This window comes from Pseudomonas sp. Sample_24, from assembly GCF_004307605.1.
Classification (GTDB): Bacteria; Pseudomonadota; Gammaproteobacteria; order Pseudomonadales; family Pseudomonadaceae; genus Aquipseudomonas.
This window is the reverse complement of sequence record NZ_RCNW01000449.1, coordinates 1-13322: the sequence shown is the minus strand read 5'-3', so window position 1 is coordinate 13322 and position 13322 is coordinate 1. Positions and strand designations below refer to the sequence as shown.

10 protein-coding genes and 1 tRNA gene are annotated in these 13322 nt (G+C 59.9%); 3 read left to right on the top strand and 8 right to left on the bottom strand.

The features are described 5' to 3' along the window. Window positions 1-2257, bottom strand: a 2257-nt coding sequence (gene fruB / locus D8V06_RS26225) for a fused PTS fructose transporter subunit IIA/HPr protein (protein ID WP_130932100.1), incomplete at its 3' end; no start/stop codon positions are given. Between the two features lie 291 nt (window positions 2258-2548). Between fruB and cra the strand changes: the two genes are divergently transcribed. Further along, the gene (gene cra, locus D8V06_RS26220; protein ID WP_130906247.1) at window positions 2549-3544 is read left to right on the top strand and encodes a catabolite repressor/activator; all 996 of its coding nucleotides are present in this window, start codon (window positions 2549-2551) and stop codon (window positions 3542-3544) included. Window positions 3545-3547: 3 nt separating this feature from the next. Beyond that, window positions 3548-4324 carry a TatD family hydrolase gene (locus D8V06_RS26215; protein WP_130906246.1) on the top strand — a complete coding sequence of 259 codons (777 nt, stop codon included), beginning with the start codon at window positions 3548-3550 and terminating at the stop codon, window positions 4322-4324. A 136-nt stretch (window positions 4325-4460) separates the two neighbouring features. Here the strand turns inward: D8V06_RS26215 and D8V06_RS26210 are convergent, their stop codons facing one another. From D8V06_RS26210 to D8V06_RS26195, 4 genes are all read right to left on the bottom strand, one after another. Then, window positions 4461-6491 carry a methyl-accepting chemotaxis protein gene (locus tag D8V06_RS26210; protein ID WP_130906245.1) on the bottom strand — a complete coding sequence of 677 codons (2031 nt, stop codon included), beginning with the start codon at window positions 6489-6491 and terminating at the stop codon, window positions 4461-4463. A gap of 179 nt (window positions 6492-6670) precedes the next feature. After that, complete coding sequence (gene ampE, locus D8V06_RS26205) at window positions 6671-7507, bottom strand: regulatory signaling modulator protein AmpE (RefSeq protein WP_056854975.1); 837 nt, start codon at window positions 7505-7507, stop codon at window positions 6671-6673. Further along, the gene (gene ampD / locus D8V06_RS26200; RefSeq protein ID WP_056854974.1) at window positions 7504-8064 is read right to left on the bottom strand and encodes a 1,6-anhydro-N-acetylmuramyl-L-alanine amidase AmpD; all 561 of its coding nucleotides are present in this window, start codon (window positions 8062-8064) and stop codon (window positions 7504-7506) included. The genes ampE and ampD overlap by 4 nt, the downstream gene beginning before the upstream one ends. A 64-nt stretch (window positions 8065-8128) precedes the next feature. Next, entirely contained in the window at window positions 8129-10309 is a 2181-nt protein-coding gene (locus D8V06_RS26195; RefSeq protein WP_130932099.1) for a DUF1631 domain-containing protein, read from the bottom strand. 255 nt (window positions 10310-10564) lie between these two features. Here D8V06_RS26195 and nadC point away from each other — a divergent pair, with 255 nt between their 5' ends. Further along, window positions 10565-11413: a carboxylating nicotinate-nucleotide diphosphorylase gene (gene nadC, locus D8V06_RS26190; protein ID WP_130932098.1), complete on the top strand. Its 849-nt coding sequence runs from the start codon at window positions 10565-10567 to the stop codon at window positions 11411-11413. Between the two features lie 45 nt (window positions 11414-11458). Here nadC and D8V06_RS26185 read toward each other — a convergent pair whose 3' ends face one another. From D8V06_RS26185 to pnp, 3 genes are all read right to left on the bottom strand, one after another. Then, the gene (locus D8V06_RS26185; protein WP_056855256.1) at window positions 11459-11764 is read right to left on the bottom strand and encodes a DUF6388 family protein; all 306 of its coding nucleotides are present in this window, start codon (window positions 11762-11764) and stop codon (window positions 11459-11461) included. Window positions 11765-11897: 133 nt separating this feature from the next. Beyond that, window positions 11898-11973 (bottom strand) — tRNA-Thr (locus tag D8V06_RS26180). Between the two features lie 138 nt (window positions 11974-12111). Then, window positions 12112-13322, bottom strand: a 1211-nt coding sequence (gene pnp / locus D8V06_RS26175) for a polyribonucleotide nucleotidyltransferase (RefSeq protein WP_130932097.1), incomplete at its 5' end; no start/stop codon positions are given.

The following is a 13322-nucleotide window of genomic DNA, read 5'->3' as shown; positions in this document are numbered from 1 at the left end:
GGCGAATGCCGCGCACGCCGAGGAACGGGTTTTCTTCCTTGGCAATCGGCCAATAAGGCAGCGGTTTGTCACCGCCGACATCCAGCGTACGCACCACCAGCGGCCGCCCGGCGAGGCCATCGAGGACACGGCGGTATTCGGCTTCCTGCGTCGCCTCGTCCGGCGCTTGCGGGTGGGCCATGAAAATCAGTTCGGTGCGCAACAGGCCAATGCCTTCGGCGCCCTGCTCCACCGCGCCGGTCACACCGGCGCTCTCACCAATGTTGGCAAACACCTCCACCGCATGCCCGTCGGTCGTCAACGCCGGTTGATGGCGTTGTTCGGCGGCAGCCTTCAGACGTTGCTCACGGGTATCACGCTCTTCAGTTGCGCGCTGCAAAGTGGCCACATCGGCATCCACGTGCAGGCGACCGCGCTGACCATCGAGCAACAACGGCGTGCCGGGCGCCAGCAGCAGCACTGCAGGGCCGGCGCCGACCAGTGCCGGAATACCCAGGGCCCGGGCGACAATGGCGCTGTGCGCGGTGGCGCCGCCACGGGCGGTAAGAATGCCGGCCACACGGGCCGGATCGAGACGCGCCACATCGGAAGGGCCGACTTCGTCCATCACCAGAATGTACGGTTGATCCGGCTCGTGCGGGGTTTCGATTCCGCACAGTTGCGCCAACACGCGCCGGCCAATGTCGCGCAGATCGGCGGCGCGCTCGGCGAGCAACGCGTCGTGCAAGGCTTCCTGCTGCCGGGCCGCCGCTTCAATTACCGACATCCACGCCGCTTCGGCGCTTTCGCCCTGCTTGAGGCGGGTGTCGACTTCATCGGTCAACTCAGGGTCGTCGAGCATTTCCTGGTGGGTGATGAAAATCTCGCGAATGGCCTTGGCCTTGCTGCGCTCGATCAAGCCCTGAATGTCCTGGCGTACCGCGGCCAGTGCTTGCTTGAGACGCTCGCGCTCGGTCGCCGCGGATTCACCGCGCAGCGGGTATTCGATGGTTTGCAGCACTTGAATATGCGCCGGGCCGATGGCGATTCCCGGCGCAGCGGCGATAGCCTGCACCAGACTCCCGGAGGTTGGCGCCAGCAGTACTTGCGTCACTTCAGCGATTTCTTCGCGCGGCTGGCTCACCGGTGGCAGCGGCTCGACTTCCTCACCCAGGCCTTCTTCGATGGCAGCCAATAGCGCGGGCAAGGCATCGGCGGCAATACTGGGCTCGGCGATGATTTCCAGCACCTGACCGCGACGGGCGCCGAGGCTGAGCAATTTGCTCAGACTCTTGACCGATACCGCGCTGTCCTGACCATCGACGATGCGGATGCGAATCTCGCCTTCAAAACTTTTTGCCAATTGCGCGAGAATCTTCGCCGGGCGCGCATGCAATCCGTGGGCGTTCGCCAGCGCAATGCGCGCACTCGGCCAATCGGCAGGCAGTTCACCACCGAGCACTTCCAGCACCGCACGGCAGCTGGTGGCGCGCCCCAATTCATGGCCTCGACCTTCTATCAACAAGGCGCACAGACGTTCGAGCAACGCCTGATGGGCCTCGCCCAGACTGGCCAGGCAAAACAGTCCGTTAAGCGCTTGGCCGAGGTAACGCAGCGGTTTGTCCGGGGTGACGAAGGCCAGTCCCGGACGCTTCACCGTTTGCTCGCTGTGCAGCCACCACAGACCATCACCCAGCGGCAGAGCTTCGACCTGCTGCAACACTGCCGAGAAACCGTTGCTCACGCAGTCGGCCTGGCGCAGCAATCGCGCGCCGCGCCAAACCAGCTCTTCGAAATCTTCAGCGGCAACGCCCAGGCCAATCATCTGTGCATCCAGCGCCAGCTCCTGCGGCGCGCCTTGCAGCAGCTTGAGCAAGGCTTCGGCAGAGCTGGCGCGACGCAAGGCCTGTCCCAGATCGGTCTCGCCGAGGGCCCGGGTCAGCAGCTGCAACAGGCGCAGGTGTTCGTCGGATTTGGCAGCGATGCCAATGGCCAGGTAAACGGTCTGGCCGTCGCCCCAATCAACGCCGTCGGGGAACTGCATCAGCCGCACGCCCGTGGTGTATACCTGATCGCGGGTTTGCGGCGTACCGTGGGGAATGGCAATACCTTGACCGAGAAAGGTCGAGCCCTGGGCTTCACGGGCCTGCAGACCGGCCAGGTAACCGTCGGCAACCAGGCCATCGGCGACCAGATGTCCGGCCAGTAATTGCAACGCTGCGGCCTTATCCACAGCCGACTGGCCCATGGAAATCTGCTCTATGGTGAGCTCGAGCATGCTTTCTCCTTTTTGGCACCTTGGGTGCCAGGTATTGTTTTGAATGATTCAGCTTAGGCTTTTGTCTTGAAACAATCTTTGGCGGTTTCGCGGCAGCACCTGCCAAAGCGTATTTAATCCAGAAAATACGCCTGCTGAAACGTTTAATCTAGAATGATTGGCACGTTACTCGATTCTGTTGCGTCGTTGAAGCCCAACTTGTCGGATGCGTTGTGACGATGGTCGACTGCCCGAATCGGGTACGATTGGCGAAAATGTCGAGGCAAGCTCGAGAAAACAAGGAATTGCGGGTTGAAACTCAGTGATATAGCTCAGTTGGCCGGTGTGTCCGTCACCACCGCCAGCTACGTCATCAATGGCAAAGCCGAACAGCAACGCATCAGCAGCGCTACCGTCGAGCGCGTACGCGCGGTGGTCGAATTGCACGGCTTCACACCCAATCCCCAGGCTGCCGGCCTGCGCAGCCGGCACACCCGCACGCTGGGCTTTATTTTGCCGGATCTGGAAAACCCCAGTTACGCGCGAATCGCCAAACTGCTGGAACAGGGCGCGAGGGCTCGCGGCTATCAGCTGCTGATCGCCAGTTCCGACGATGCACCGGACAGCGAACGGCAATTGCTGCAACTGTTCCGCGCCCGGCGCTGTGACGCGTTGATCGTTGCCAGTTGCCTGCCCCCCGGCGACGACAGCTACCGGCAATTACAGGCCAAGGGCCTGCCGATCATCGCCATCGACCGGGTCATGGAGCCCGAGCATTTCTGCTCGGTGATCAGTGACGACCGTGAAGCCAGCCTGCACCTGACGCAAAGCCTGCTCGACCCGCTGCCCAAACAGATTGCCTTGATCGGCGCCCGTCCCGAGCTGAGCATCAGCCAGGAGCGCGCCGCCGGTTTCAAAGAGGCGTTGACCGGTTACAACGGTGAAATGCTGATCGAGCACGGCGAGTCGTTCAGCCGCGAATGCGGTAAACAGTTGATGGAAGAATTACTTCAGCGTGTCGGGCATCTTCCCGAAGCGCTGGTGACCACTTCCTACGTACTGCTGCAAGGCGTGTTCGATGCCTTGCACGACTTCCCGTTGAAAAACCGCCCACTGCGCCTCGGCACTTTCGGCGATACCCAATTGCTGGACTTTTTGCCGTTGCCGGTCAACGCCATGGCCCAGCAACATCAGTTGATCGCCGACAAAGCCCTGGCCCTGGCCCTGGCAGCCATCGAGCAATCCGATTACCAACCCGGCGTGCAGGCCATTGCCCGGACGTTCAAACAACGTATTCGTCAGGACTGAGCCATGGACCTGATCGACACCCACACACACCTGGACTTTCCCGACTTCGACGCGGATCGTCAGGCACTGATGGCCGAAAGCCGCGCCCTCGGGGTCAGGGAAATGGTGGTGCTGGGGGTTTGTCAGGGCAACTGGCAGCGGGCCTGGGAGCTGGTGCAAGACGATCCCGACCTGCATGCCGCGTTCGGCTTGCACCCGGTGTACCTGGACGATCATCGGCCTGAACACCTGACGCAACTCGGCGACTGGCTGACCCGCCTTGCCGGGCATCGGCAGCTGTGTGCTGTGGGTGAAATCGGCCTGGACTACTACATCGAAACCCTCGATCGCCAGCGTCAGCAAGCGTTGTTCGAGGCGCAACTGCGACTGGCGGTGGACTTCAATCTGCCGGCGCTAATTCATGTGCGGCGCAGTCACGCGGCGGTGATTGCCACACTGAAACGCTTCAAGTCGAAACGTGCCGGGATCATCCACGCCTTCGCCGGCAGTCAGGAAGAAGCCCGCGAGTACATCAAGCTCGGCTTCAAGCTGGGCCTGGGCGGTGCCGCGACCTGGCCGCAAGCGTTGCGCATGCACCGCGTGCTGGCAAAATTGCCGCTCGAATCGGTGGTGCTGGAAACCGACTCACCGGACATGGCGCCCGCGATGTTTCCCGGTCAACGCAACAGCCCGGCGCATTTGCCGGCAATCTGTGCCGCACTGGCCGACATCATGGCCATCAGCCCCGAACAACTGGCTGCCGCCAGCACCGCCAATGCCCGTGAGTTGTTCGGCTGGTAAACACATTAAGCAGATCGTTCCCACACTCTGCGTGGGAATGCAGCCCGGGACGCTCCGCGCCCCATCCAGAGCCGAACGCGGAGCGTCCGATGAGGCATTCCCACGCAGAGCGTGGGAACGATCATGCGATGCGGATTTAAACGCGAAATGCGCTGATCAACTGTTTGAGCTCAACCACCTGCGCCGACAACGCGCGGCTGGCGTCCTCGGTCTGGTGCGCACCCTCAGCGGTGCGCTCGCCGGCGCGGTTGATCTCAACGATGTTCTGGTCGATGTCGTGGGCCACAGCGGTCTGCTGCTCCACGGCGGCGGCGATCTGCTGGTTCTGGTCGACGATCATGCCGACCGCACCGAGGATATTTTCCAGTGCGAGCTGGACCTTTTCTGACTGCCCCACGGTGCCGTTCGCCATCTCATGGCTGACCCCCATCGCCTTGACCGCCGCACCGACACCGCCGTGCAACTTGGCGATCATCTGCTCGATTTCCTCAGTCGATTGCTGGGTGCGTTTGGCCAGGGTCCGGACTTCGTCAGCCACTACGGCAAACCCGCGCCCCTGCTCACCGGCCCGTGCCGCTTCGATCGCAGCGTTCAGCGCCAGCAGGTTGGTCTGCTCGGCAATGCTCTTGATCACTTCCAGCACGCGACTGATGGATTGGCTGTCACTGGCCAGTTGATTGATCACCAACACCGACTGATCAATCTCGCTGGCCAGTGCCGCGATGCTGCCTTGCTGGGACTGCACCAGGCCGCGCCCGCTGATGGTTTCATCGTTGACGCTGTGGGCGCTGCTGACCGCTGCCGCCGCACTGCGCGCCACTTCCAGGGAAGTGGCGGACATCTGGTTCATCGCCGTGGCGACCTGCTCGATTTGGGTGCGCTGCCCGGCCACCGCCTGGTTGCTTTGCGCCGAAACATTTTCCACTTGCCCGGCTTGACGCTCGACCTCGCTGACGGTCTGCCCGACGCGTTCGATCAGGTCATGGATTTTCTTCACCGTGCCGTTGAACACCTCGCCCAACTCTCCCAGCTCGTCGCGGCTGTTGGCACTGAACGTCACTGTCATGTCGCCGGCCGCCACCTTGTCCATGACCCCCCCCAGACGCTTGAGTGTGGTTCGGGTAGACGCGTAGAAACCGCCGTAGAGATAGAAGATCAGGACAAACACCACCGACAGCGCCACGGCCTGCAGGATCATGTGTGTGCGGTTCTGGTCCAGACGTTGCTGCAACTGGTTGCCGAGAAACTTCAGGGTGGCTTCATTGAGTTGGTAGGTCGAATCCATCAAGCCAGTGACCTGGTCGTAGAAGGCTTGCCATGGCGTATCGAGTGTATCGGCCATCACCACCTTTTCTTCGAACAGCTCGCTGGCTTTTTTCAACGAGGCCCTGCTGCTGTCTGCCTGAGCAGCCAGGGTCTGCGCCGCGGCCTTGCTGGAGTTTGTCGCGTCTTGCAACTTCAGGCCGTACTCGGCCTGGAGTTTTTCGATCTGCCCCAACAGGTCATCGAATCGGTTGCTCGATGCCGAGTTGAGAAAACCTTGCCCCAGCGAGGCCGCGCCCATCGCACGGCCGTCCCCCAGAATCTGGGTGATGCGCGGAGTAACGTTGGTCACCAGTTCGCTGAGTTGGCGCATGTCGCTTTGATTGTCGAGGCTCAGACCGGCCTGACTGGCAATGAGTTGGCTGAAAAGCTGGGCATTACCCACCAGCTTGCCCGCCAGGGCACTTTTGCTTTGCAGGGATGTTTCCGTTTGCTGTGCCTTGAACGCAGCGACCATCTCATCGCGTTTGCCGTCGAACACCGCAATGTGCTCCGGATCGCTGCTCATTGCCGTCAACCCTTGCAGGCGCGTCAGCACGCTTTTTTCCAGGCTGCTGATTTGCGCCTCGATATTCCCGGCCCTGCCGGACTGGCCGAGGGCAAAATTGATCTGCACCAGGTTGTTCAAGGTTTCCAGATCGCGTCGTAGCGTCAGGCTACTGCCCAACAGGTCGAGGCTTTGCAGTTCGATCCGGGTGCCCTGGAATTCGCGATAGGAATCGCGTACCAGATAGAAATTGGTGACTAACATTGGCACCAGGAACAGGACGCTGATCAGGCTGAACTTCATGCCGAAGCTCAGGCGATTCATTAGCGCAACGGCGGGATAGAGCAAGCTCTTCACTGGAAGTCTCCCTTGGATTTCTTATTTTTATTGGCAGGCGCAGCGAGGCAGCAGATAGCCACTATTGAGCGCTATCCCTGTATAGCTTAAATCGGCAGGAAGTTTTGTAACTTAAGGTTAACGAGAGGTCAGCGCAGCCCTGTAGCAGCGGGCATCACTTGCTACAGGGATCAATCGCTTCAGGGCAAGACAGTCCACAATGCAAAACCGGCATACCACAGCACCGCCGCTCGCAGCAGTAACTCCCAGAGCCGGTCGAGATTGTTGATGCCGTCGGGCCCTGCGACCGGTGCAGGAATTTCCGCGGCCACCCGCCCAGCCTTCTCGATCAACTGAGCAGCGCTGATGTTCCAGTTCAGCAATTCGTGCAACATCACCCGGCTGACAGCAACAAAATTGCCGACCAGGGCAAAGCTCGCGGCCAGCAAGCGCACCGGCACCCAATCGAATGCGTGACGCAATTGCCCTGCGCGCTCGACCACGGCCGGGTTTTGCCCGTGCTCTTCAGCCAGGGCCAGCAGGCGGTAGCTCAAGGCGGCGACCGGCCCCAACAGGAAGTACCAGAAAATCACCGCAAAGAAACTCTGGTAAGCCTCCCACAGCAAATGCCCTTCAACCCGCTCCAGCAGTTGTTCGCCGCTGTCGGCGCAGATATCCAGATCGCGCTTGGCGACATGGGCCGCCGCTTGCAGGTCTTCTCGACGCCAGGCATCGCGAAACGGCCCAAGACCGGCGAGCAGATCTCCGCGCCCCAGGCTGTAGATAACCACCAACAGGTGTACCGGCAAGGCCAGAAGACCGTAAGCCACCGGGTCAATCACCACCAGCAGCAGGCCCAGAAGCGCAACGGGAAACAGCACCAGCACCGCTAGAACCAGCCATGGACGCTGCACCAGACGCGGGCTGAGCTCAAGCTTGTGCAGCTCGCGAACCCAGCCGCCATCGCGTTGAACCCGATGGCGCAGGGCCGAAAACTTCTCGATCCAGACCGCCAACAGCAACACCAGAAAACTCATTGTCCTTCCTCTTTTGCCAGGGCTGCGCGATAGCGTGCCCAGTCGAACGCCGGCCCCGGATCCGTCTTGCGCCCGGGGGCGATGTCGCTATGCCCACAGATCCGCTGTGCAGTGATCGCCGGGAACGCCGCTTGCAACTGCCGAGTCAGCCCGGTCAACGCATCATACTGAGCATCGGTGAATGGCAGATCATCCGTGCCTTCCAATTCAATGCCCACGGAAAAATCGTTACAGGTTTCCCGCCCCTCGAAATTCGAAACGCCAGCGTGCCAGGCGCGCTCAAGACAAGAGACAAACTGGGTAACCGTACCGTCACGCTCAATCAGAAAATGTGCGGACACCCGCAGATCGGCAATCCCCTCAAAGTAGGGGTGCTCCGTGACATCCAGACGATTCTGGAAAAACGCCTGCACCTTGCCCGTGGCGAACTGCGCCGGCGGCAGGCTGATGTTATGGATCACCAGCAGGGAAATTTCGCCCTCGGGGCGCGCATTGAAGTTGGGCGAGGGGCACAAACGCACGTCCTGACACCAACCGCTCGCGGGGTCCAACTGCATACCGATTCCTTCAACGACAAGTGTGTTGGCCGTCAGTATGCCGCGATAGCCCCCCGGGATGCGATCACTTGCCACGCTCAAGGCGTCGCAGATTGCCGATCACCTTCTCCAGCGCCCGATCAAACAGCAAGGTGTCATCGAGCGTACGCACCGTACCGCGACGAAACTCCAGGGCCAGGCTCGCACGGCTGTGCTCCAGCACCTTCATGCCAGTGCGGTTGACGAAAATGTAATGGCCCGTGACGTCGATAATCGCTGCCAGCTTGCAGCGCAGCGTATTGTCCTGATCCTCCTGGAACTCGACCCAGCCACCAAGGCGCAACTGGTCCACGTGCCACAGCCCGATATCATCGGCCGACAAAGGCACCGCAGTGGCCTGTACCGGTCCTTCATCGGCTGACTGCAAGACCATTGCTTCGAGCACCTGAACCAACTCCGGCGCGTCCTTTGGCGCATGAGGCTCAGGCTCGAACAACTGAACATGCAAACCTTCCAGCTCACTGAAAAACTCACTGGTGGCGAACGGATCGAACGTCGAACCACTCAGGCCTTCGCGCAACGCCTTGAGCAAGCCCGGCACCAGCGCCAGCAAGCGCGAACGCGCGTCCGGTTCGTCATGGCACTGAACGCTCCAGACCAACTGCTCCATGGTCTGCACAGCCGCATGCCACTGCGTCGATTGATGACCGTGCTTGAGAAAGGTCAGCAGCAACACTTTGCTCCAGGCGTCCTGAACAAACAGCACCACGCTGCGCGGCAGACTTTTGCCCAACAAGGCCAGATTCAAAGCCTGTTCGACATGTTGACGGGCCAACGCAGCTTTCGCCCGGCCTTCTTCAGCATCACGAGTGCGCTGCTCCAGCAGTTCACTGCGACGCCGCTCATCGGCGGTGAACGCCAGGAAGTCAGCCAGCAGATCGGAAAAAATCGTCGGGTCATCGACGAAGTCATTCAACAACCGCTTCACCACCTGCTCGATGCGCAAGTACAGGCTATCGCGCTGAACATCGTCGCAGCTGCTCCAGCCGAGCGTGGCACTGGCTATTTCATTGAGCAGACGCCTGGCCGGGTGATCGCCGCGACTGAAAAAACGCTTGTCCAGAACCGCCACCTTGACCATCGGGATTTGCAACTGGCCAACCAACGCCTTGAGGCTCTGCGGCAAGTCGCGGTCGTGGCGGATGCACTCGAACAGCATGGCGATCAGGTTGATGACATCTTCATCCGCCACCCCCACCACGCGCGACTTGCCGCTTTTGACACTGACGCGAGTCAGCAACTGTCCCAGCTGATTGCGCAGATCGAAATCGTCCTGACTGGCGTGCGTCGGCACGTATTGCTGCAAGTACGAAAGCAGCCGCAACAGGTCCCGTGAGGAAATCGGCTGTGCGGGCACGCTTGCTTCGAGGGTTGGCGTGAAACGGCCGCGCACCTGGGACAACAGGTGCTGCAATGGCAGAAACACCGGTGGCAGGCTGTCGTCGAGCGCTGGCTCTTGCGACTCAACGGCCACAGGCGTTTCGACAGACGTAGCAATCGTTCGTGCCGGGACGGGCTGGAGATCGGGCAGCACGCCCATGACTACCAATAACTGGTTGGCTTCACCATAGAGCTGGTCAGCATCGTTGAGCACATAGCGCTCGAACAATTTGAGGATAATCAACTTGACCTTGATCTCTACCCCGAGATTGCGCCCGGCCTGCAGGAAAAACTCACACAGCAACGTCGGCCCCAAAGGGTTGTGCCTTTCAATCAGCGTCTTGCCCAACAGCGTACTGAGGCGTGCGGTGAGCTGGTCGAGCGCCAAACCGTCACGATCCAGTATTTTATTGACCATCGCTTCTACCGCGACTGTGCGCTCCAGCTCGTCGCCGGGCTGCGCAAACGAAGCGCCGGCCGACAGCGCCATGGAGCCGTTCACAGGTGTTACGTCGTAGCGGGAAAGACGAGCAAATGCCTCGAAGATCTGATCGAAAAAAAGCCGCTCGATACTTTTGCGCTTGAGGCGCAAATCGCGCATGGCCTGGAAGTAAATGTTCTGCTCGATGCTATCTCGAGCCCGATCCGTCATTTCAAAAAGTGTGTCGTCCGCATTGTCAAACAGCGCCTGCAGGCCTTTCCTGAGCTGCAGCACAGCCTTGTCGCGAACCTGAAGGAGAATCACAGGCAGGCGGGTGAGCGGCGTATGAATCGCCTGATCGGTAGGCGCCTTGTGCAAAGGCACTACATTCCCGTCGTTGTGCATCCCGGTCCCCCTGAAACAATGATTCCACGAATCGTCAAAGTCATGACGTCAATTGCAAGGCGCAATTATCTTGCAAAAAACCACCCCGGTACCAGCGACCCGTGTTCCTCCATGGAAATACAGACCAGTACGGGCGGTATTTGCTTGCGGGAATCGACCAAATGCATGTTTCGCTGCGCCGACAATCTTTCGCACGCCTTGGGTTGCTCCGCGGCATGGCCCTATAATCGGACCACTTTGTTTGTGGAGTCCGTTATGCCGAATCTACGTCTCGCCGATCTGAACGCCGAAATCGAAGCCAACGTGCGCCGCGCGTTGCTCGAAGACATCGGCAGCGGCGACATCACCGCGCAGCTGATCCCGGCCGAACGCCTGGCCAAAGCCACCATCATTACTCGCGACGCTGCCGTCATTGCTGGCACCGCTTGGGTCGACGCGGTTTTCCGGCAACTGGACCCACGGGTCGCAGTGCATTGGCAAGTCGCCGATGGCGAGCGGGTGAAACCCAATCAGGTGCTGTTCCACCTCGAAGGTCCGGCGCGCTCGCTGCTGACCGGCGAACGCAGCGCGCTGAACTTCCTGCAAATGCTGTCCGGTGTGGCCACTCGCGCGCAGTACCTGGCGGACTTCGTTGGCGAAACCCAGGTCAAGCTGCTCGACACCCGCAAAACCCTGCCGGGGCTGCGTCTGGCGCAAAAGTACGCCGTGACCTGCGGCGGTTGCCACAACCACCGCATCGGCCTGTATGACGCCTTCCTGATCAAGGAAAACCATATTGCTGCTTGTGGCGGCATTGCGCAGGCCATTGCCGCCGCGCACAAGATCGCGCCGGGCAAACCGGTAGAGATTGAGGTAGAAAGCCTGGATGAGCTCAAAGAAGCCCTGACGGCCGGGGCAGACATCATCATGCTCGACGAACTGAGCCTGGATGACATGCGCGAAGCCGTGCGCCTGAACGGCGGCAAGGCAAAACTGGAGGCCAGCGGCGGGATCAATGAAAGCACGCTGCTGCCGATCGCCGAAACCGGCGTGGATTACATCTCGATTGGTGCGATGACCAAGGATGTGAAAGCGGTGGATCTGTCGATGCGCTTGAGTCTCTGATCACATCGAACTGTAGGAGCGAGCAGGCTCGCTCCTACATGAGTGTCAAACCACCAGATTATTCATCTCGCAGTACTCTTCCCACTCGACGCCCAACACTTCGGCAGCTTCCTTATGCAGCTCCAGGCGCTTGGCCTCGAACTCTTGCGGGGTGCAGGTGTACTTGAGCGTCAACTCCCAAGGCTGCAGGCCCTGGGCCTCCGCCTCATCCTCGAACGCCCACTGGATCTGATCTTTCTGATCGTCGGCGGGCAGGTCCTTGATCTCATCGGCTAACTGGGGTGAGTCGATCAAGTATTTCTTGAGCGCTTCTTCGTGGCGGGCTTCTTGGGTCAACTCTTTAACGGTCATGGCGTTCTCGCTGATCTGGGGAATGGAAGATGGATCTGGATCATCAAGGATCTCTCTGACGCAAAAAACCGTATGAAGCGCGGTTTGTCTGGCCTTCAGAACCATTCGGGATCATCTGAAAACAGAGTGTCGCTGGTGCCCGAGACAGGAATCGAACCTGCGACCTTCGCGTTACGAGTGCGCTGCTCTACCGGCTGAGCTACACGGGCGGTGGGCTAAACCTAGCACTGACTTTAGGGTCAGGCAACTTCCAAGTCGCTTCAATTTTCTGCGGACAAAAAAATGCCCCACAGCTTTCACTACGGGGCATTTTCTACAACGTTGAAGCCATCAGGCTGAAGGGCTGATTAAACGCCCGAAGCCTTGGCAGCTGCCACGTCTTTGATGGACAGCTTGATACGGCCGCGGTTGTCCACGTCCAGTACCAGTACTTCCACTTCCTGACCTTCCTTGAGGATGTCGGTCACTTTCTCAACGCGAGCATCGCTCAGCATGGAGATGTGCACCAGACCGTCCTTGCCAGGCAGAATGTTGACGAATGCGCCGAAGTCGACGATGCGCTCAACCTTACCGACGTAGATCTTGCCGATCTCGGCTTCAGCGGTGATACCCAGAACGCGCTGACGTGCTGCTTCAGCAGCTTCCTTGGTTTCGCCGAAGATCTTGATCGAACCGTCGTCTTCGATATCGATCGAAGCCTTGGTTTCTTCACAGATCGCACGGATGGTCGCGCCACCTTTACCGATAACGTCACGGATCTTGTCGGTGTCGATCTTCATCGCGATCATAGTCGGAGCGTTGGCCGACAGTTCGGTACGCGACTGGCCAATGATCTGGTTCATCTGACCGAGGATGTTCAGGCGCGCTTCCAGGGCTTGGCCCAGAGCGATCTCCATGATCTCTTCGGTGATGCCCTTGATCTTGATGTCCATCTGCAGCGCGGTGACGCCTTTGGCGGTACCGGCTACCTTGAAGTCCATGTCGCCCAAGTGGTCTTCGTCACCCAGGATGTCGGTCAGAACAGCGAATTTCTCGCCTTCTTTAACCAGACCCATGGCGATACCGGCAACTGGCGCCTTCATCGGCACACCAGCGTCCATCAGTGCCAGGGAAGCACCGCAAACGGAAGCCATCGAGCTCGAACCGTTGGATTCGGTGATTTCCGAAACCACGCGAATGGTGTACGGGAACACGTCGGCGGCAGGCAGCATGGCCGAAACCGAACGACGGGCCAGACGGCCGTGACCGATTTCACGACGACCGGCACCACCCATGCGACCACACTCGCCTACCGAGAACGGTGGGAAGTTGTAGTGCAGCATGAACGGGTCTTTTTTCTCGCCTTCCAGGGTGTCCAGCAGCTGTGCATCACGGGCGGTGCCCAGAGTTGCAACGACCAGGGCCTGGGTTTCGCCACGGGTGAACAGGGCCGAACCGTGGGTTTTTGGCAGGACACCGACTTCGATGTTCAACGGACGTACGGTCTTGGTGTCGCGACCGTCAATACGTGGCTTGCCGTTAACGATGTTTTCGCGAACGGTGCGGTATTCGATTTCAC

Coding starts and splice junctions, on each gene's coding strand:
- ampD (WP_056854974.1), bottom strand. CDS start 8,064: ATGCAGTTGGACCCCGCGAGCGGTTGGTGTCAGGACGTGCGTTTGTGC.
- ampE (WP_056854975.1), bottom strand. CDS start 7,507: ATGAGTTTTCTGGTGTTGCTGTTGGCGGTCTGGATCGAGAAGTTTTCG.
- D8V06_RS26195 (WP_130932099.1), bottom strand. CDS start 10,309: ATGCACAACGACGGGAATGTAGTGCCTTTGCACAAGGCGCCTACCGAT.
- nadC (WP_130932098.1), top strand. CDS start 10,565: ATGCCGAATCTACGTCTCGCCGATCTGAACGCCGAAATCGAAGCCAAC.
- D8V06_RS26185 (WP_056855256.1), bottom strand. CDS start 11,764: ATGACCGTTAAAGAGTTGACCCAAGAAGCCCGCCACGAAGAAGCGCTC.
- D8V06_RS26215 (WP_130906246.1), top strand. CDS start 3,548: ATGGACCTGATCGACACCCACACACACCTGGACTTTCCCGACTTCGAC.